Source organism: Anatilimnocola aggregata (assembly GCF_007747655.1).
In the GTDB taxonomy this organism is placed as follows: domain Bacteria; phylum Planctomycetota; class Planctomycetia; order Pirellulales; family Pirellulaceae; genus Anatilimnocola; species Anatilimnocola aggregata.
The window spans coordinates 5,971,009-5,990,600 of record NZ_CP036274.1; the positions used below are offsets into that span (position 1 = coordinate 5,971,009).

Annotated in this window: 14 protein-coding genes; 10 read left to right on the top strand and 4 right to left on the bottom strand. The window is 57.0% G+C overall.

Translation table 11 applies throughout. The annotated features are described in order from the left end of the window. Positions 1-241 precede the first annotated feature (241 nt). From ETAA8_RS35405 to ETAA8_RS22485, 3 genes are all read left to right on the top strand, one after another. Positions 242-874: a metallophosphoesterase gene (locus ETAA8_RS35405; protein ID WP_238397496.1), complete on the top strand. Its 633-nt coding sequence runs from the start codon at positions 242-244 to the stop codon at positions 872-874. Positions 875-880: 6 nt separating this feature from the next. Further along, positions 881-1,363 (top strand): metallophosphoesterase family protein, encoded by a 483-nt coding sequence (locus ETAA8_RS35410; protein WP_238397501.1) that lies wholly within the window; start codon positions 881-883, stop codon positions 1,361-1,363. A 73-nt stretch (positions 1,364-1,436) separates the two neighbouring features. Then, positions 1,437-2,822 (top strand): alkaline phosphatase family protein, encoded by a 1,386-nt coding sequence (locus tag ETAA8_RS22485; RefSeq protein WP_145093619.1) that lies wholly within the window; start codon positions 1,437-1,439, stop codon positions 2,820-2,822. 90 nt (positions 2,823-2,912) lie between these two features. On the opposite strand, the gene ETAA8_RS22490 is transcribed toward ETAA8_RS22485, so the two are convergent. Together ETAA8_RS22490 and ETAA8_RS22495 are read right to left on the bottom strand one after the other, a co-directional pair. Beyond that, entirely contained in the window at positions 2,913-7,508 is a 4,596-nt protein-coding gene (locus ETAA8_RS22490) for a S8 family serine peptidase (protein WP_202921199.1), read from the bottom strand. Between the two features lie 434 nt (positions 7,509-7,942). Then, entirely contained in the window at positions 7,943-9,547 is a 1,605-nt protein-coding gene (locus ETAA8_RS22495) for a sigma-54 interaction domain-containing protein (RefSeq protein ID WP_145093625.1), read from the bottom strand. 248 nt (positions 9,548-9,795) lie between these two features. On the opposite strand from ETAA8_RS22495, the gene ETAA8_RS22500 reads away from it, so the two are divergent. The 5 genes from ETAA8_RS22500 (at position 9,796) to ETAA8_RS34885 (ending at position 14,129) form a co-directional block, all read left to right on the top strand. After that, positions 9,796-10,914, top strand: coding sequence for a sulfate ABC transporter substrate-binding protein (locus ETAA8_RS22500; protein ID WP_145093628.1), 1,119 nt, complete (start codon positions 9,796-9,798; stop codon positions 10,912-10,914). A gap of 103 nt (positions 10,915-11,017) precedes the next feature. Then, on the top strand, positions 11,018-11,914 hold the full coding sequence (gene cysT, locus ETAA8_RS22505; protein WP_145093631.1) for a sulfate ABC transporter permease subunit CysT: 897 nt from the start codon (positions 11,018-11,020) through the stop codon (positions 11,912-11,914). A 4-nt stretch (positions 11,915-11,918) separates the two neighbouring features. Then, positions 11,919-12,809, top strand: a complete 891-nt coding sequence (gene cysW, locus ETAA8_RS22510) for a sulfate ABC transporter permease subunit CysW (protein ID WP_145093634.1) — start codon at positions 11,919-11,921, stop codon at positions 12,807-12,809. A 2-nt stretch (positions 12,810-12,811) separates the two neighbouring features. Continuing rightward, positions 12,812-13,888 carry a sulfate/molybdate ABC transporter ATP-binding protein gene (locus ETAA8_RS22515; protein WP_145093637.1) on the top strand — a complete coding sequence of 359 codons (1,077 nt, stop codon included), beginning with the start codon at positions 12,812-12,814 and terminating at the stop codon, positions 13,886-13,888. Between the two features lie 28 nt (positions 13,889-13,916). Further along, complete coding sequence (locus ETAA8_RS34885) at positions 13,917-14,129, top strand: YezD family protein (protein WP_202921200.1); 213 nt, start codon at positions 13,917-13,919, stop codon at positions 14,127-14,129. A 446-nt stretch (positions 14,130-14,575) separates the two neighbouring features. On the opposite strand, the gene ETAA8_RS22525 is transcribed toward ETAA8_RS34885, so the two are convergent. Both ETAA8_RS22525 and ETAA8_RS22530 read right to left on the bottom strand, forming a co-directional pair. After that, entirely contained in the window at positions 14,576-14,932 is a 357-nt protein-coding gene (locus tag ETAA8_RS22525; RefSeq protein WP_202921201.1) for a hypothetical protein, read from the bottom strand. A gap of 8 nt (positions 14,933-14,940) precedes the next feature. Next, positions 14,941-16,491 (bottom strand): MFS transporter, encoded by a 1,551-nt coding sequence (locus tag ETAA8_RS22530; RefSeq protein ID WP_145093643.1) that lies wholly within the window; start codon positions 16,489-16,491, stop codon positions 14,941-14,943. A 277-nt stretch (positions 16,492-16,768) separates the two neighbouring features. On the opposite strand from ETAA8_RS22530, the gene gltX reads away from it, so the two are divergent. Next, positions 16,769-18,352 (top strand): glutamate--tRNA ligase, encoded by a 1,584-nt coding sequence (gltX, locus tag ETAA8_RS22535; RefSeq protein ID WP_145093646.1) that lies wholly within the window; start codon positions 16,769-16,771, stop codon positions 18,350-18,352. Between the two features lie 18 nt (positions 18,353-18,370). After that, positions 18,371-19,246 carry a metallophosphoesterase family protein gene (locus tag ETAA8_RS22540; protein WP_145093649.1) on the top strand — a complete coding sequence of 292 codons (876 nt, stop codon included), beginning with the start codon at positions 18,371-18,373 and terminating at the stop codon, positions 19,244-19,246. Positions 19,247-19,592: the final 346 nt, after the last annotated feature.

Consider the following 19,592-nt stretch of genomic DNA (forward strand, 5'->3'; position numbering starts at 1 on the left):
GCGGTTCGCGCCAAACTAGCACACTGAGGCCGCTTGTTGCCGAGGTCGCTTTTCTGCCCGCTAACCTCAACCGAGCTCTGTGTTGCCCGTTAACGCAGAGTAAAGTTTGCGAGTAGATGGCGGCTAATCAATAGGCATTGGCTTTGGCGGACGATAGGATACTGCGAGTTTCTCGCCTAGCGATGAGCAATCTCTCGTGCGTATTCTGTCGCCGTTTTCCTCCCCGCCGGAGTCCCTTGTCATGATTCGCCTATCTCGCCGCAGCGCTCTCCAGGTCGGTACAGCTTGGGCCCTTTCGCCCGCAATGATCGCGTGGGGTCAAGTTCCAGCCACCAAAGCCACACCACCGATCGCGCCCGAGACCAAAGCCAAGGCTCCCAAAGTAGATCCCTATGCCGACGCGGTGTTCGTGAAGGGTGAACCGGAGAAGCCGGCCAAGGGTGCGTTCACGATCGCGGTCCTTCCCGATACCCAGCATTACAGCGAGAAGTACCCAGAGAACTTCTTGGCGCAAACGACGTGGCTCGTCGAGAACCAGAAAGACTTCAACATCGCCTCAGTGCTGCACCTGGGCGACGTTACCAATCACAATAGCGAAGCCGAATGGCAAAACGCCGTGAAGGCCATGGACGTGCTGAATGAGAAATTGCCGTACGCGATGGTTCCCGGCAACCACGATTACAGCAGCGGCGGCGGTTGCAAAGATCGCACGACGCGGATGAACGAGTATTTCCCGCTTGCCAAGATCAAATCGCTGAAATCGCTCGATTGCGTCTACGACAAAGAGCCCGATCGCATCGAAAACAGTGCACACCTGTTTTCGGCAGGCGGCACCGATTTCGTTGTTATCGGCCTTGAATTTGGTCCGCGTTAAGACGTCGTGCGCTGGGCAAACGAAGTGGCGGCGAAGCACAAGAATCGAGCGGCGATTCTAATTACTCACGCGTACATGTATTACGACGAAACCCGCTACGACTGGAAAAAGTACGGTGCTAAGCAAACCTGGAATCCACACAACTACGGCGTAGCCAAAGCCACCAACGACGACGTCAGCGATGGCGAGGAGTTGTGGCAGAATCTCGTGAGCAAACACGAGAATTTTATCTGCACCCTCAATGGCCATGTGCTCAACGATGGCTTGGGGCGCGTCACGACGAAGACGCCCGGGGGCCGCGCAGTGCCACAAATGTTGGTCAACTTCCAAATGAAACCCAATGGTGGTGATGGCTGGCTGCGGCTGATGGAATTCAGTACCGATGGCCGGCAAGTGAAGGTGGTCGACTATTCGCCCACTCGCAACGAGCGGAACGAATCGCCGCAAAATAAGTTCTCCTTTGCTGTCGCACCCGCTGCGAATGCTTAAAGTAGTCCAGCCAGCGCAGCGGAGACCGTCCCGCTCTGCGGCCTTCGACTTCTGCAAATTGTGAGTACTAACCATGACCCGTTTGGTTATTCGGCTATTCGTTGCCCTGTTGGTGTGTTTGCTCAACTGCCTTGCTTCACCGGCCCACGGAGCGAATCGCGACAGCCATGTGATTGTGGTGAGTATCGATGGTCTCGCAGCGTTTTTGCTCGACGATCTCAAAGCGCCGATCCCCACCATTCGCAAGCTTGCGCGCGAAGGCGCAACTGGCGAAAATGGCATGAAGGTCTCGAACCCATCCGTCACCTGGCCCAATCATTCGTCCATCGTGACAGGTGTGCGGCCGGAGAAGCACGGCGTGCTGGCGAATGGTGTGCTGGTGCGCGGTGCGATTGGCTTGCCGACCGTGGTCGATCCGAGACGCGATCAGCGCGACCTTATTCGTGTGCCAACGATCTTCGACGCCGCCCATGCGGCCGGATTAACGACCGGCGATATCAACTGGCCCTGCACACGCAACTCGAAAACGCTGGACGATACTTTTTCGGACGTGCCAGATCAGGTGACGCACATGACGCCACGCTTGCGCTCGGAACTGGTGCAGCAAGGAATCCTCACCGATGAAACACAGGCCTCGTTCGCGGCGAACAGCGTCGTTGGTCGCGATCTGGTGTGGACTGAAGCGGCCTGTCATTTGATTCGTCAACGCAAACCCAATTTGTTGCTGGTCCACCTGCTCAACTGCGATGCTACGCATCATGCGCTCGGCGCGCAAACTCCCTCGGGTTACACCGCGAATGCGTATGCCGACACTTGCTTGGCCAAGCTGGTGGCAGCGACGAAGGAGGCGCGCATTTTTGACAAGACCACGTTCATTGTGGTGGCCGATCATGGTTTTGCGATGACTCCGAAAGCTATCCGCCCTAACGTGATTCTGCGGCAACAGAAGCTCCTCTCCGTCACTGCAGGCAAGATTACCGAGGCCCGCGTGCATGTCTTTCCTGAAGGAGGCATTGGCCTCGTCTACTGCACCAATCCAGGCGATGCTCCAGCCGATCGAGAGAAGTTCAAGGAACTGATGAGTGGCCAGGAAGGCGTCGCGGATGTACTGTTCCCCGAACGCTTTGCCGAGTATGGCCTGCCTCATCCGCGCGAATACAACCAGGCACCCGATGCGGTGTTGGTAGCCAAGGACGGTTATGCTGTGTCCGGATCGGCCGAAGGAGAGACGTTTGTTACCACCAACATCGAAGCAAAAACGTCGCTAGGGTCGCATGGTTTCATTTCCACTCTCCCAAAAATGAATGCACTGTGTGTGCTGAGTGGCCGGGGCATTCGGGCTGGAGTAAAACTGGCGGACGTTGAGAACATCGACCTCACCCCGACTATCGCGAGGCTGCTGGGCGTCGACAACTTTCCCACCGATGGCAAGACACTCACTGGTGCCTTAAAAGATTGAGTGTCCGGGCAGGCTGTGACGGTCAACAAAAACACCACTACTGGCGGCCAGCAGTGGTGTGAATCTATTCGCGGTTTTGCAACTTACCGATCAGTCGAGCAGGCTACTTCGCAGTTGGGGCCCCAGGCTGAGCCAATCGGCCGCTGGTGCGTCGCTGCTGTCGGTCGAATCATCTGCATTGTCGCTATCATCTTCGCCAGTCAGCGCCATCAACTGATCGACGGCCGACAAGTAGAGGAGCTCGTTGTCGTTGCTGAAATTGCTGACCGCACCAACAGGAGCAGATTCGCTTGCCAGCGTGCCTTGGCTGACTGGCGTCAGTGCAAAGAGGACTGGTGTTGAAGAAGCACTGCTGACAGGAGATTCTTCGACCGCTTCACCAGCCGCAAAGCTGCTGACCACGGACGACGTTTGAGCAGCGAATGTCTCGCTATTGCCGACGTCCTCTCCGGCCGAAGCGCTCGGCAGCAGCGGGTGAGCATTGAGCCAGTTAATGACGACCAAGGCATCGAAGGCCGTAATCAGGCCGTCGCGGTTGGTATCGACATAGTAAGTAGGGGGCAAAGCGCCACCAATGGCCAAATCATAGTCGCTCAAGCGGCGAGTACCGATCGTGTTCAACTCGTTAATGACGCTGATCGCATCGAACGCGGTAATCTTCGTATCGGCATTGACGTCAAGTGCATTGATCTCGTTTACGAACTCAGGAGCCCCGACGACCTTGATGTTGAAAGGTGCCGAAGCTTGTAGGAAAACGAGATCATCTGTGACCTGCTGAGGGATCGGCGGATCGAGGCCAACTGGAGGTGCCAGCAGGATCTGGGTTCGGTCTTGATCGTCTTCGGCTGGATCAGCGCGGAACTCGATTGGTGCAGGCGTCGAGGCGATGGCATCAAAGCTCAACGTCGCAATCAAGATTTCGCCAGTACCAAACGGCGGGTCGTTGGGTGGCACTAGATTCGATGTGTCATGGACGGCACCGAACTCGTTCACAATTCCGTCGGGTGAGCCAAAAATTCCGTTCTCGTCGAAGAAGCGGTAGGCCGGGTTGAAGATGACTTCAGGAACGAAATTTCCGGATCCCAATGGCGACTCGACCAGGTGAGCGGCCGCGTAGCGCCGGTCGTAAAGCAGATCGAGGAAGACGGCTTCTACACCACGATCCAGGTCGCTGCCACCCGGACGAAGGTCTTCAGCAAAGACTCCGACGTAGAATGTCATGCCGACATCGATCCGTGCGGACGGATCCACACCCACCTCTTGCGTCAACCCCGGATCCGAAAAGACGCGAACAATGATCTTGGCCTGATAATCCGGATCGAGCGGTTGGTTATTGACGTTCGTCACTTGAATTGTGACTTGCGCGGTTGAATCGGCCGTGTTGGGGTCGAGATCGGTGATGGTGTAGCTGAACTGCACCGTGCCGGTAAAGTCATCAGGCGGGGTAATGACTAAATCGTTGCCAACTTGCACGACAGTGGGCGTTGGAACCGTAAAACCATAATCAGGTTGCGTAAAAGTCAACAGACTGATCGGGGCACTCGGTGTGTTTACATCGTTGACGAGCACGGGGAGCGTGTAGGAAGTCTTGACCGGATTTCCGCTCGTGTTCTTCTCGATCGTGAATGTATCATCGACCGCCCTTGGATCCTTCGCGGTTACATTCACACTGACGGTGATTTCGTCCGAGATTAAAGGGAGCCCCGTGTCGGGATCAGTATCGCCGTTGGTAACACGATAGGTAAATGATTCTATTCCGGTGAACGGACTGGCGCCCGTGCCCGGCGTGTAGAGCAGAACCTGATTCACAGTGTCAACGGTGATGACACTAATGCTGCCATTGCCGTGGTCAATGTATTTGGGGAAATCGCTGGCCACGATGGTGAGTGTGTCAAACGGCGCGAGCGGCAAGGGATCGTTCCGCAGTACATCGAGCGGGTTGTCGACGCTACCTTCTTTGATCAACTCATCAGCCGGGTAATCGACCGGTGGTGGGAACAACCAATCAGGGAACTGGTCGTCCTCGCCGGTCGGACCAGCAGTGAAGACCTCGACTAGATAATCTTCCACTTCACCGGCCTTGGCGGGGCCGTTCGGACCTATGTTGCGGTCGTAGGTATAGCGAAAGCGAGCATAGGTATCGTCGGTGGTAGCATCGACGGGAATTGGGAACTCAAGTCCCAAATTCAACCCATCGGCCAGTTGAAGATTCTTGAAAATCTGTTCGCCAGCATCGTCGAAGTCACCGTCGCGATTGAAGTCCATCCAGGCGTGCAATAAGCCCGCAGAGCGACCTATGTTAGTCGTTCGCACGTCGACGATGCCCATTTCCCCGGGCGCGATGTTGCGAAACACGACGCCATCTTCGTCATCGCCGGTGGCGGGTGTTGGCGATTGATCGTCACCCAAGGCACTGCTGGATGGCAGGCCGTCAGTCTCGAAGTCGATGGCCGTGCCGAGCATAAAGCCAGTCAGAATGCCATGCGATGGGCCGCCGTTCGCGCTCAAAGTCTTGTAAGTGGGAATGTCGACTGCGCCACCTTCTGGCAAGTCACCCCAATCGCGAGCCACGCGATTGCCGAACAGCAACGGTGGATCGTTAGGCAAGTTGCTGGTGACCGTGACCGTCAGCACAGCATCGGGCAATCCATTCGGCAATGTCGTGGTAGGCAGTGTTGGTAAATAACCGGGCGTAATAATTTCACGCACCGAATAGGTATTCGGCTGGATGTTAGGAATGACAAAATTGCCATTCGCATCGGTTTTGGCAGCCGGCTCACCCACGTTGTAGATCGAGTTGTTATTCAAATCGACATAGAACGTGATGTTGGCGATGCCTGGTTCGCCAGGATCTTGCACGCCGTCGGCATCCAAATCATTAAACTTGTGCCCCACGATCGTGCCGGCCTGTTGCCGGTTGCCGAAGTTCATTCCGCTGAAATCGACGTTGCGATTGGCCAGAGTTACTCGATGCGCTCCGCCGTTGGTGTTTGGCGCTGTCTGCACAAAGTTCGGCTGCGGAACCTGACGCAAGTTGTAAGTGCCCGGAGTCGCGTAGGCATTGAGAACGTACGAGCCATCAGCGGCACTCATCGTGGACGGTTCATTGGCATCACGCACACCGTCGTTGTCGACGTCGAGGTAGATCGTCCAACCGGCCAATCCATTTTCGCCAATCGAGTCGTAAACACGATTACCGTTCGCATCTGAAAACACGGTGCCCGTGAAGGTATTCGTCGGAATCGCGTCCAATGCGCCGCGAGCATTGGCGCGAGCATTGCTGACCGATAGGAAGTCAAGCGTCGACTTGTAGTCGGCACCGGCCATGATGTACTGCTTGGTTTCCAGCGCAGTCAGGCCGGGAGCCAGCGAATTCACCAGGGCAGCAATGCCGGTAACGTGAGCCGCCGCAAAGGAAGTCCCCGTGAAGACGTCACGAGTGTAGACGGCGATTGGCGGCCCCGGATCAGAGTAAGGCAGGGTTAGTGCCAGAATTTCGTATCCAGGCGCATGAATATCGACTGTTGCGCGGCCGAAACCTGCCGACAACACGTTCATGTTGGCAAGCGGGAAATCCGCATCATCAGAGGCCGACACAGCGATGATTTCATTGATGTTGTAACTGCTCGGGTAATCGCGAAAGATGTCGTGATTCACACCCGTATTGTCGACGGCAGCAACCAGCAAAATTCCGGCAGCGGTCATCTTTTGCACCGCATCGAATTCGGCGAAGCTGTATTGCGAGCCGCCAAAGCTGGCATTTGCCGCGACAATATTGACGCCAAACGTCTGCTTCATGCGTTGGACGTACTTATAGCCGCCAATCGCGCCGGTCACCGTAATGGTGTTCGTGGTGTCCGAGATCTTGACCGGCATGAACTTGGAATTCCAAGAGACACCGGAGATGCGCGAGGAGTTATTTCCTTGGGCACCGATGATCGACGCCATCTGTGTGCCGTGACCGAAGTAGTCGACAATGTCGCCGTTGCGATCGGCCGTGTTCGCTCCGTTGTAATCGTCGATGTAGCCGTTGCCGTCGTTATCGATCAAGTCTGGCAGTTCGCGCGGATTCACCCAAATGTTGGGCTGCAAATCCGTATTGAGGGTGTGTACCCCCGAATCGAGAATCGCCACGACTACGTCGGGATTGCCGGTCGTTAGATCCCAGGCCTCAGGGGCATCAATGTCTGCATCAGGCGCACCAATCGGCGGTGGCGGAGCTGGTACGGGAGGAGTCGCTGGTGGGGGGAAGTTGATTCCGTCGTGGATCTGGCCGGTGTTGTTTAGCGCCCATTGTCGCGGGAAAAACGTGTCGTCGGGAATTGTGGCCCGCATGTGCAGGACGAAATCAGGTTCGGCATAGAGCGTATTGCTCATTCGCAGGAAACGATGGCCCAAATCGATCTCGTCGCTGTCGGCAGGCAGCTCGAGAAACGCCATCTTTAGTTCATCGTCCCACTCTTTGATCGTGGTACCAGGGGCTTCGGCTGCGATGGAAGCTTCCGCTTCCTGCAGGGTGACTGTGTCCATGAAGCGCACGGTCAGACGATCTGACTTGAACTCGGCTGTGGACCAACTCTGTACGCGCGGGTCCGTCTCGCTCACCTTGCCGATGGGGTTACTGCCAAGCGGATCGTCGCCCGGAAGTTTGTCATCGAAGGTGGGAGTACCAGGAACAACCGTCATTAACTGACGGGGCTCGAGTTGCTCAAGGAATGATCGCCGAAAGTGCTTACGCGACTTGCGATTACGATCGACGGAGGCGTTTGCCCGAGGCGAGTTTGCACGCATAGATTTTTGACGTTGCGCCGAGAAGCTCACGACAGTGACCCTTGGGGTGAGGTCCGGGAGATGCCGATTTGAATTGGGTGGCCGAAATGCCGAAGTTCGAAAAGTCCAGCGAATTCCGCGGTAGTAGGCCAGTCTAATTGCCTCCCATGGGCGTTGCCACTGTTCCGCTCAAACTTTACCGGTTAGCTGGCATTTTCGCCCAATTGGGTGCGGAGTTAACGCACCTCCGCACGACGTTGACGCTGCCGCAACGTGAAAAGTTCCGTTGGTATCTCGATTATGCCAGCGGTCAATGCGACGGCTGGCACGATTCCTTAGCACCAATCCCCCTACCAGACGGGCTCGTCGTTGGGACGAAAGCGGGACCAGTCGATTTTCAGCTTTCGCATGCGGGCGCGGAGCGTGTGTGGATTGATTCCCAGCAGTGCCGCGGTCCCGCGGCGACCTTCAATCCGGCCACCTGTCGCTTGCAGAGCCCGCTCAATATGTTGCTTCATGGCCTCATCGAGCGAAGAAATCGCAGGCTTTGATAAGGGGCGCAAGTCGTCGGTCGTGACTTCATAGAGCGTGGGTGATACATATTCAGTCGAAGTCGGCGGAGTGATGATCGGATCGAGAAACCCGAGCGCTTTGGACACTTCCAGCGAACGACCGTCGCCCAGAATGGCCGCCCGGTCAATCACCGCCCCAAGTTCGCGAATATTCCCTGGCCAGGCGTAATTGCTCAGCGTTTGCAAATCTGCTTCGGAGGGCTCGACCGGCGTCAAACCAAAGCGCGTGGCTGCCCGCTGGGCAAAGTGCCGGGCCAGTGCAGGAATGTCTTCTTTGCGCTGATTGAGTCGCGGCAAGACGATGGGGAAGATGTTAATCCGATACCAGAGATCCTCGCGAAAAGTGCCAGCTTTCACCATTGAAGCGAGATCGCGATGCGTGGCCGTCACCAGTCGCACATCGACGCGCAGTGGCTGCTGCCCGCCCACACGCTCGATGTAGCCGTCTTGCAGCACGCGCAGCAAGCGAACCTGCGCCGGCAGCGGCAATTCGCCCATTTCGTCAAGAAACAGCGTCCCGCCATCAGCCCGCTCGAACCAGCCTTTGCGCGAGTCAGCAGCGCCAGTGAAGCTTCCTTTCTCATGACCGAATAGCTGAGAGTCGATCAATTCTGGTGGAATCGCACCGCAGTTCACGCGGATAAATGGCCCCTGCGAGCGAGGCGAGCGGGTGTGAATCGCCCGCGACACGACTTCTTTCCCGGTTCCTGTCTCGCCGAGAATTAACACTGGAACGTCCGATTGCGAGACAAGCTGCACACGCTCCATGATGTTCTTCAGTCCCGCCTCTGCACCTACAATCGTCTCGCTCATTTCATTGCGACCGAGGCGGGACAGGAGCGCGCGACGGTCAGCTTCCGCTGCTTCGCGCAGGGCATTGAGCTCGTGTAGACGACGATCGTTTTCAAGTGCGGCGGAAAATGGCTCGAGTAACTGCTTCACCAGAGCTAAGTGGCTATCTTGGAACACTCGTTGGTGATTCGCGACAAGCAGCAACACACCCGCCGGTCCATCGGGATTCATCAGTGGCCCGGCCAATACCTCTCCCTCAATCTCATCGGGCACTACGGCGGCCAAATCACCGGACCGCTTGAGTCGCTGACCGTGCAGCACTTCCGCGGTCTCGGCCCAAGAAATCACCCGTTTGAACTTAGCTGGGGTGCAAGGTGTCTTCAGCGTGGCGTGCAGAAACTGCTCCACGGGCTGCCCTTCAGCCACCGTGTCGATGCTGGAGTGTTGCAAATCGAAACGACGAACGATCAGTGCTGAGAGCGGAAGGTGCGCCGCTAGCATTTTAGCGATCGTGGTCGCTGATTCGTTGATTTCAATGTGCCGGCAGGCTTCCCGCCAAATATCCAGCAGTAGTTCGCCGTAGCGTTCCATCGTCGTCTCGATTCCTGCAGCCCATCACGGGCGATTGCTGTCCATGATATTTGCTGGATCCAATCCATCATATATCACGGATCGTGTCCAAATCTCTCGGTTTTGAGCGCCTGAGTTGACTTTACGGTGCCTCGGATTGCTTGTTCTCCGCGGCACAACCCTTGCGATAGGAAGGGCATCGAGCGAACGATATCGCTCGAAATTGAACTCCCCGCCTCGCAAGTAAGCTCCTCTCAGGCTCTCCTTTTATGACCAAGTCATTCCGCTCTATTGCCATCCTTGTGCCGCTGGCCATCATTTTTGCTGGGGCAATTTTTGGTTGCTCCAATTCGACGACACCAACCACCGGGGTGAATCAGGCCGGGGCCAAGCCAAGCAAGGTCACACTACTCAATGTCTCGTACGACCCGACTCGAGAGTTCTACGTGGAGTTCAACAAGTCCTTCGCCGACGTCTGGAAGAAGCAGGCCGGTCAGGACGTCACTGTCGAACAGTCACATGGAGGTTCCGGCAAACAGGCCCGCGCGGTTATCGATGGCCTGGAAGCCGACGTAGTGACCTTGTCCGTCGGCTACGACCTGAGTGCGATCGCACGGAAGGCCAAGCTGATGGATGAAAACTGGCAGTCAAAACTTCCACACAATAGTGCCCCCTATACATCCACCATCGTGTTCCTTGTCCGGAAGGGGAACCCCAAGGGAATCAAAGACTGGGGCGATTTGACTCAAGCAGGAATTGAGATCATCACCGCCAATCCGAAGACGGGCGGCGGATCGCGTTGGAACTACCTCGCTGCGTGGGGGTCTGTGCTGAAGCGCGAGTTAGGTGACCTGAAAAAGCTGAACGATCCAGCTGCCGCTGAAGAAGTGAAAGCTGCCCAAGCGAAGGCCCGCGAGTTCATTTCGCAGCTATACAAGCGAGTCACCGTGCTCGATTCAGGAGCCCGTGGTTCGACCAACACGTTTACCCAGCGCGGCCTCGGCGACGTGCTGCTTACCTGGGAGAACGAAGCGTTCCTGGCGGTGAAAGACCTTGGCCCGGACAAGTACGAAATTGTTGTCCCCAGCCTCAGCATTCTGGCGGAACCGCCGGTGGCGGTCGTGACGAAGGTCGCCCAGCGCAAGGGAACGCTCGAAGTTGCCGAAGCGTATTTGCAGCATCTCTATTCGCCCGCAGGTCAGCAACTGGCCGCCAAACATTATTACCGCCCTGCGATTCCGGATTCGATTTCGGATGAGCAGCGGAAGCAGTTTTTGAATGTCGAGTTATTCACGATCGACGATGTGTTCGGCGGATGGGACAAAGCCCAAGCCGAACACTTTGATGACGGCGGCGTGTTCGATTTGATCTACCAGCCTGGCAACTAGGCCCAGCGTAACTCAGTCATTTCATGACTGAGTCCTCTTGAATACGTCCGCCCCAAACCAGCGATGCGAGTCATGGAATGACTCGACTACGAGGAACGAATCGATGTCAACGTATAGTGTGCCCACGGATGAGCGTACTAGCGCATTCCGCTGGCCCTCGTTCAAACAATTTGTCTTCAAGCAACATAGTGTGTTGCCGGGCTTCGGCTTGACACTCGGTTTCACGCTGTCGTATCTCGGCTTGATTGTGCTCCTGCCTCTCTCGGCGATGTTTCTCCGCGCCGCGAGCTTGACCCCCGCACGATTTTGGGAAATCGTCACCGAGCCGCGGGTGGTGGCATCGTACAAGTTGACGTTTGGCACATCGCTGGTCGCCGCCTTGGTGAACTCCGTGTTCGGCTTCATTGTCGCGTGGTGCCTGGTCCGATATCGTTTCCCAGGTCGCAAGATTCTCGATGCCCTCATCGACTTACCGTTCGCACTGCCGACGGCTGTCTCTGGCATCGCGCTCACGGCCATTTATGCCAAGACGGGCTGGATTGGGCAGTTTCTCTATCCCCTGGGGATTCAGAGTGCGTTCTCGCCACTCGGGATATCGATCGCCCTGACTTTCATTGGTCTCCCCTTCGTCGTGCGAACCTTGCAGCCGGCCATGGAAGAACTCGATGGCGAAACGGAAGAAGCCGCGGCCAGCCTCGGTGCCAGTCGCTGGCAAACCTTCCTGCGCGTGATTGTTCCGTCGCTACTGCCGCCGCTCCTCACTGGCTTTGCGATGGCCTTTGCCCGCGCGCTGGGTGAATACGGCTCGGTCGTGTTCATCGCTGGCAACCAGCCGATGAAGACAGAGATTACGTCACTGCTGATCATTACCAAGCTCGAACAATACGACTATGCCGGCGCGACAGCGCTCGCCGTGGTCATGCTCCTGGCGTCGTTTGTGTTGCTGCTGGCAATCAACTTGCTGCAGTGGTGGACTGGCCGAGGTTACCAAAGAGGCTAAATCCATGTCGCATCCATCTGCTGCCTCGTCGGGAGGCAAGAACCGCCGCGCTGCCAACGATCCGCTCTGGCTGCAAATGCTGCTCATTAGCCTATCGCTGGCATTCGTCGGCCTCATGCTCGTGCTGCCCCTTTCGATCGTTTTCATCGAAGCCTTTCGAGATGGTGTCGGCGCTTACCTCAAGAGCTTCGACGACCGGGCTGCCTGGCAAGCCATCAAGCTCACGCTGATTGCGTCGGGGATCTCGATTCCCCTGAATCTGGTCTTTGGTTTGGCCGCTGCCTGGGCGATTGCCAAATTCGATTTCAAGGGCAAGAGCCTGCTGATCACGCTCATCGACTTGCCATTTGCCGTTTCGCCGGTGATCTCGGGTTTGATCTTTGTGCTTCTGTTCGGGTTGCAGGGCTGGCTTGGTCCTTGGCTGGCGGAACACAACATTCGCATCATTTTCGCTGTGCCGGGCATTGTCCTCGCGACGATCTTTGTCACGTTCCCCTTCATTGCCCGCGAGCTCATTCCGCTCATGCAGCAGCAAGGGTCGGACGAAGAACAAGCGGCCCTGTCGCTGGGTGCAGGTGGTTGGCAAACCTTTTGCCGGGTCACACTGCCGAACATCAAATGGGGCCTGCTCTATGGCGTGATCCTGGGTAATGCCCGCGCGATGGGTGAGTTCGGTGCCGTCTCGGTGGTCTCCGGCCACATTCGCGGCAAGACGAACACAATCCCGCTCCATGTCGAGATTCTTTACAACGAATACAACGTCGTCGCCGCGTTCGCGATGGCATCCCTGCTCGCCCTGCTCGGCCTCATAACTCTCGCGGCCAAGTCCTACCTCGAGTGGAAGGTTCAGCAGGATCTTCATCAATCCCTTGAGCCGTCGTCGGCAGAGGCCTAATCATGAGTATCGATGTCCGTAACGTCACCAAGACCTTCGGCAGTTACACCGCGCTCAGCGACGTGAACCTGCATGTGAAAGACGGCGAGCTCGTCGCGCTCTTGGGCCCTTCAGGTTCAGGCAAAACGACATTGCTGCGGATTATCGCCGGGCTGGAGATTCCCGACGACAACCCGGGTAGTTCCATCCTGTTCCACGGCGAAGATGTCGCTCGGCGACAAGTCGGCGAGCGGCAAGTGGGCTTCGTCTTTCAACACTACGCGCTCTTTAAGCACATGAGCGTGTTCGAGAACATCGCCTTCGGCCTGCGGGTGCGGCCGCGCCATTTGCGCCCCAGTAATGACGAAATCAACGAGAAAGTCAATCGCCTGCTGAAGTTGATTCAACTCGAAAATCTCGGCAAACGTTTCCCCGCACAACTCTCTGGCGGACAACGCCAGCGCGTGGCACTGGCTCGGGCACTCGCCATTGAGCCGCGCGTCCTCCTGCTCGATGAACCTTTCGGCGCGCTCGATGCCAAGGTGCGTCAAGGCCTGCGCAATTGGCTCCGGCGTTTGCACGACGAGTTGCACGTCACCAGCATTCTCGTGACGCACGATCAGGAAGAAGCCCTGGAAGTGGCCGATCGCGTGGTGGTCATGAACAATGCGCGAATCGAGCAAGTCGGCACTCCGAGCGAAGTCTTCCATAACCCGGCCTCCGAGTTTGTGATGGATTTTCTCGGCAACGTGAATGTCTTTCATGGTCGCATCGAAAACGGCCAGGCACAGCTGGGGAACTTGCTGGTGAACGTGCCCAGCATGGAGCAGAAGCCGGCGCAGAACGCCAACGTTTACATTCGTCCGCACGAGTTGCAAATCGAACTGCACGCCAACGGCACCCCTTCACTGCCGGCAACCGTCTCGCGAATTAATCCCGCCGGCTCCTATGCCAAGATCGTTCTCGCTGCCAGCGATGGCCGCGAGTTACAAGTCGATTTGCCCTTTGAGCAATTTGCCGAGTTGAATCTGCACGCGGGCGATCACGTGTTTGTGTCCCCCAAGAAGGTCCGCGTCTTCGTTCCCGAATATGTCATCTAACACTTGCTCTCCTGCCCGGAGCTCCGTCATGGCCAATGGTGAGACCCAACAGCAAGCGACCGTCGTCAATCGCCAGCATAATTCGCACGCGCGCGATGAACGGGAGCAAGACATGCAGCACATTCGCGAAGCCCTGCGCGGCCTGCGGTATGGCACGGTCAACATCATCATTCAGGATGGCGTGGTCGTGCAGATCGATCGCACCGAGAAGCGCCGCGTACGGCAAAGAGACGCGAAATAGCAGCTTACCAGACGGACTTGCGCCCGCTGCGCGCTCGCCAGGTGGATCCTCTTTGTTGACAAATGACTTGGCTTTATCAACATCACCTAGCGCAACTCTCGAGCGCCACGCAAAAAGGTGTTGATAAACTCCCGCATTTATCAACACCCCCCTTTTGCGATTTGGCGACGTAAATCATCTCGGGGTCGGGAAGTTTTTCGGGCTCGTTGGCCTCTGCCTCAGCTGCTTGACTCCGTCCCGATAATCCTCCTGAAGCCGTTCTTGCTACACCGTAGCTTCGCTTGGCTGCGCTCATCCGCTTCGCGAAGATGGCGAGCGGAGCCGCTGGCTAAATAATCGCTGAACGGTTGCAGCGATTCACCTCAGCGGGTCGGGATAATGTTTCGGGACAATCTCAAGCGGCCGCAGGCCAAGCCAACGAGCCCTAAAATTGCCAAGGCCCTGGCTTATTCCAGCGGCAACGACGGCCGCACGATCAGCACCCACCAAGCAATCAGCGCGAGCAAGCCGCCGTTAATGAAGAGGCCGATCACGGCGATCACGCCCGTATCGTAATTGCTGCGGCGAATGGCCGCGGCGAGCGCCGTCAGCCCGAGAGTGGTGCCGCTAAGCAGCATGGCTATTCCTACCGCCGAGACAACTCGATCGGCAGAACTCCACTCCGGCGACTTCTCTTTCGCGCTCAGCTGCGCATAAGCCACCTGAATCAGGCAGCAGGCCACTGCGGCAATGATCGACAGCCGCGCCAGATGCCGCGGCCAATCAATCTTGGCCGCAGCAGGATCCTTCAACGTCACATTCACGCTCGTCCCTACTCGGGCAAGGGCTTGCCGTTCGTTTCTGGCAGGAAGGGCAAAGCAAACAGCCCGATCAGGAACACCGCGCACATCGTGGCACCAGCGTAACGCAGCGGTTCATCGTAATTGGCGAAGAGGGCATTCAGACCAATTTTCACCACGGGACCGAGGGCCGCGACAAAGCGACCCACGTTGTAGCAAAAACTGGTTCCCGTGCTGCGCAGTCGTGTGGGAAACAACTCGGGAAAATAGATCGCATAGCCGCCAAATAGGGACAATTGGCAGAAGCCCATAATTGGCACCAGCACGAAGATCTGCCACATATGCTGCAGCGTCAAAAACACGTAGATCGTGGTGCCAAAGGCGGCCAGCAGGGCGATGGCAAAAGTCGGCTTGCGGCCAATAAAGTGCGATAAATAACCGAAGCCGAACATGCCGCAGAATGCACCAATGTTAATGGCGATCGACGTCAAGCTTTGGTACTTCGTCAAATCCCTTCTTACTTCCGCATCGATAATCTTTTTAATATCGAGCAGATCGGTGGGTGTCTCAGCTTCCTTGTTGGCGACCCACAATTGGTGAATCGTTTCTAGGTTCTGCACTCGCGTGGCATCGCTGGCTGCTTTGGCGGCCGCGATTTCTCGTTGGTAGACGGCTTCGGTCAAGGGCTTCGTTTGGACCTGGCGAATCAAGTCAGGCGTGTAAAAGCCGACCGCCCACAGACCGATTACGCCGGAACACGCCAGCATCAAACCGAAGAGCGCGTGCTTGCGCCAGACGGGATGCGAGAACAACTCGCTGTATGAGCCAAGCTGCTTCTCGACGACACCACCTTTCGATGCCTTTTCCCACTGCTCTGGTTCCTTCAGCCGGCGACGAATCACCAGTGCGAGCAAAGCAGGTAGGGCACCAATCAAAAACATGATTCGCCACGGGGTGGCCAGGAAGGATGGCAGGAACGAGATGCTTTCCAGCCCCTCCCCTTCCATCAAACCCAGCTGCCAGTTAATTAGCGCGGCGCTAATATTGCCAAACGCCGAGAGAGCTTGCAAAAGTGAGAGTGCGAATGGTCGTGCCTTGCTTGGCATTACTTCGGCGACGAGCGCGACACCGACCGCGAACTCACCACCGACACCGAGCCCAGTGAGAAATCGGTAGAAGGCGAAGTCATAGACCGTCTGCGACAGCGAACTGAGGCCTGTGCAGAGCGAATAGAGCAAAATGGTAATGACCATCGTTCTGGCACGACCGATGCGGTCGCCTAACATGCCGAAAATCAGACCACCGGTTGCCCAACCGGCAATGAACACACTGGTGGCGATATCGCCGCCGGTTTGCGTCCAGAACTTGAATGCCACGGGGTCGGGCTTGAGATGCTGGAGCAACTCGGCCATGGCCTGCGGTCGGGCGAGAATGAAGAGTTGTTGATCGAGACAGTCGAACAGCCAGCCGAGGGCAGCGACAATTAGCACAAACCAGTGATAGCGCGTGAGCAGCTTGTACCAAGGTCGGTTATCGTTCGGGTCATCCGGCTTGGCCGGTCCAGCTTCTTCAAAACCATGCATTGCGGGGCATACTCCAAGAAAGGTGAGAGCCTCGCAGTGTAAGTACGACGTCCGGCGGGGGCAAGGGTTTTTCCGCATGCGGCGAGAGGATTGCGGCAGGCTGAGATGGCAAACTTCGGCGGGCGAGGGTTAGTAAAAGCTTGCCGGACAATTGTCGCGAGTCGTTATCGCTCCCGCCCTCCCGCGCGTGGCGAACTTGTCGTCTAATAGGCTTGTCTGATTGGAACTGGCTTCCCGTTCGCACGCACGCACAACTCTCCGCAAGGTTTTCGGCCCGATGACCGTTCGCACTCGTTTTGCCCCCAGTCCTACTGGTTTTTTGCACATCGGCGGCGTTCGGACCGCCCTCTTCAATTGGCTCTATGCTCGGCAACATGGTGGGCAGTTCCTGCTGCGAATTGACGATACCGATGCCGGCCGCAACGTGGCTGAGGCCCTGCTGCCGATCATCAAGGGCTTTCAATGGCTGGGAATCGACTGGGACGAAGGCCCCACCGACGATGGGAAAGATAGCCGCGGACCTTACGGCCCGTACTTTCAGTCGCAGCGCCTGCCGCAGTATCAAGCCGCTGTGAAAGTGCTGCTCGAGCGCGGCTATGCCTATCGCGATTTTGCCACGACCGACGAACTAAAAGCCGAGCGCGAGCAGGCCGAGGCCGAGAAGAAGCCGTTTTTGTACAGCCGCAAGTGGATGGCCGAGACTGACGAGCAGGCCCAGGCCTATGAGGCCGAAGGTCGTCAGGGTGTCGTACGCCTGAAGATGCCCCGCGAAGCGAAGTGCATCATCGACGACCAGGTGCGCGGCATTTGCGAGTTCGACTGGGCCCGCGAGCAGGACCACGTCATTCAGCGGGCCGATGGGACTTGCCTCTATCACCTGGCCAGTGTCGTGGACGACTACGATTTTAAGATCACACACGTGATTCGCGCCGAAGAGCATCTCTCCAATACGCCAAGGCAGATCTTCATTGTGCAAGGGCTCGGCTATCCGCTGCCCGTCTATGCTCACTTGCCGTACGTGGCCGAACCGGGAAGCAAGAACAAACTCAGCAAGCGGAAGATCCCGCAGTATTTGAAGAATCCCGATTTCAAACGGCTCTACGACCACGGCGTCGAGATCGTCAGCCGCTTTGGCAAGGAGATTTCGGCCGATACCTTCAACCCGGTCATCGTCGACTTCTATCGCGACGTCGGCTATCTGCCCGATGCGATCATCAACTATCTGATGCTGCTGGGCTGGTCGCTCGACGACAAGACCGAGGATTTTACTCGCGAAGAGATGATTAAGTCGTTCACGCTCGAACGCGTGACGAAAGCGCCGGCCAGCTTCGATTGCAAAAAGCTGTGGAACTTCGAAGACCGGCACATGCAGCGATTGCCAATCAAGCAAAAGGTCGCGCTGATGTGCGACTTCCTGCAAGCGGCCAAGCTGCTGCCAACTCCGCCGCCGTGCGATGTCGCGCCCAAGCTCACCCGGATCATTAACGCCGCTGGCGATCGGTTGAAGGTGGCCGGCGATATCATTGCCTATGCCGATTTCTTCTTCATCGCCGACGACCAGATCGTCTTCGACGAAAAGGATTTTGAAAAGCGAGTCAAACCCGCTGCTTCGCTCGCAATCCTGCAGAAGTATCGCGCGAAGCTGGTCGCCGCGAGCGATTTCACGGCGCATCCGCTCGAAGAGATGACCAAAGCGTTTCTCGACGAAGAGGGGATCAAGATTGGCGACGTCGTCCACACCGTGCGCGTAGCCACCACCGGCAAGAGCGTCGGTCCTGGCTTGTACGACTGCCTGGAACTGCTCGGCAAAGAAGCTTGCCTGGCGCGAATTGATCGGGTGATTGAAAAGGCGAACCAATAAACCAGCGAGGGCTCTGCCATGCAGCGGCGCACGTTCCTGTCAGCCACGACGGCAGTGGCGACATCGTCGTTGCTGTTGCCGCGAGCTTCGTTTTCAGCTGAGCCACGCCCGGAGATCGAGTTCGTCGTCGTGACCGATACGCACCTCGGCTACAAGGACAAAGACGCGGCGCTCAAGCTATGGAGCAAGACAGCCGCGGCTATCGACAAGCAGCCCGGCAAATTCGTGCTGCATTTGGGCGATGTGGTCGATCGAGGTGTCGACGAGCAATACCCGCGCTATCTGGAAGCGCGTCAGCTGATCAAGAAGCCGGTCCACGAGATTCCCGGCAATCACGACCCGGCCGAGACTTTTCAAAAGCACCTGCGGCAAGAGATCGATACGGCCAGCGTGTACGATTGGCTGCGCGTGGTGCTGGTGAACAATAGCCACACCGACTCGCACGACGGCTTTCTTACCGAACAGCAGCTGGCCTGGCTCGCCGAGCAGGCCGCGCTGGCAGCCAAGCACCATCAGCAACTTCTCTTCTGCCTGCATGTGCCCGTGCATAGCAACAAGCACCCCGACCGAGGCTGGCACGTGAAACCGGCCAGCGGACAGACGCAATTTTACGATCTGCTGAAAGAGCACGAGGCTCGCACGCTTGCCTTATTCCACGGGCACTTTCACAACGGCCTCCGGGGCTGGCACGACCACGGCAAGTTACACGAAGTCTGCTTTCCTTCCGCGCTCTACAATCTCGACCGTCAACTCGAAGCCAAACAGGCCCCCGGCTATAACCCGGTCGAATATCGCCCCGGCTACACGCTCGTCAAAATCACCGACAAAGAAATTCAACTCCGCTTTCAAGCAACCGACGCCGCCGATGCGCTGAAGAAGAATTTGGCGGTGTAGCGGTGGTTCCTGACCAGTGTTTACTCCCAGCTGAGGCCTTTGGTGAACATGGTCACGGTGCTGCTGCGTAAGCGTTCATAGAGAGCTCCACGGAGTTGGGAAGAGACGAGTTGGGACGAGAAAAGAGTTTGGAATTCAGTCCAGCGAAACAAATTTCACACTTGTGACAGCGTGCTTCAGAACTGGTTGCGGAGCGAATCGCGCAAAACATGCGCAAATCGTTTCCACAGTATGACTTGCGCATGCCAGATGGACACGCTGTTACGCTCTTGAGAAATCGGCAAAAACTGCCCTACGACTCCGTTTGCGGTTCGTGTATCGGGCCGCTGGCGATTGAAAAACAAGC

What these genes read in the sequence shown, in the direction of transcription:
- ETAA8_RS35405 (WP_238397496.1), top strand. Translation starts at nt 242, where the DNA reads ATGATTCGCCTATCTCGCCGCAGCGCTCTCCAGGTCGGTACAGCTTGG.
- ETAA8_RS22485 (WP_145093619.1), top strand. Translation starts at nt 1,437, where the DNA reads ATGACCCGTTTGGTTATTCGGCTATTCGTTGCCCTGTTGGTGTGTTTG.
- ETAA8_RS22490 (WP_202921199.1), bottom strand. Translation starts at nt 7,508, where the DNA reads ATGACGGTTGTTCCTGGTACTCCCACCTTCGATGACAAACTTCCGGGC.
- ETAA8_RS22495 (WP_145093625.1), bottom strand. Translation starts at nt 9,547, where the DNA reads ATGGAACGCTACGGCGAACTACTGCTGGATATTTGGCGGGAAGCCTGC.
- ETAA8_RS22500 (WP_145093628.1), top strand. Translation starts at nt 9,796, where the DNA reads ATGACCAAGTCATTCCGCTCTATTGCCATCCTTGTGCCGCTGGCCATC.
- cysT (WP_145093631.1), top strand. Translation starts at nt 11,018, where the DNA reads ATGTCAACGTATAGTGTGCCCACGGATGAGCGTACTAGCGCATTCCGC.
- cysW (WP_145093634.1), top strand. Translation starts at nt 11,919, where the DNA reads ATGTCGCATCCATCTGCTGCCTCGTCGGGAGGCAAGAACCGCCGCGCT.
- ETAA8_RS22515 (WP_145093637.1), top strand. Translation starts at nt 12,812, where the DNA reads ATGAGTATCGATGTCCGTAACGTCACCAAGACCTTCGGCAGTTACACC.
- ETAA8_RS34885 (WP_202921200.1), top strand. Translation starts at nt 13,917, where the DNA reads ATGGCCAATGGTGAGACCCAACAGCAAGCGACCGTCGTCAATCGCCAG.
- ETAA8_RS22530 (WP_145093643.1), bottom strand. Translation starts at nt 16,491, where the DNA reads ATGCATGGTTTTGAAGAAGCTGGACCGGCCAAGCCGGATGACCCGAAC.
- gltX (WP_145093646.1), top strand. Translation starts at nt 16,769, where the DNA reads ATGACCGTTCGCACTCGTTTTGCCCCCAGTCCTACTGGTTTTTTGCAC.
- ETAA8_RS22540 (WP_145093649.1), top strand. Translation starts at nt 18,371, where the DNA reads ATGCAGCGGCGCACGTTCCTGTCAGCCACGACGGCAGTGGCGACATCG.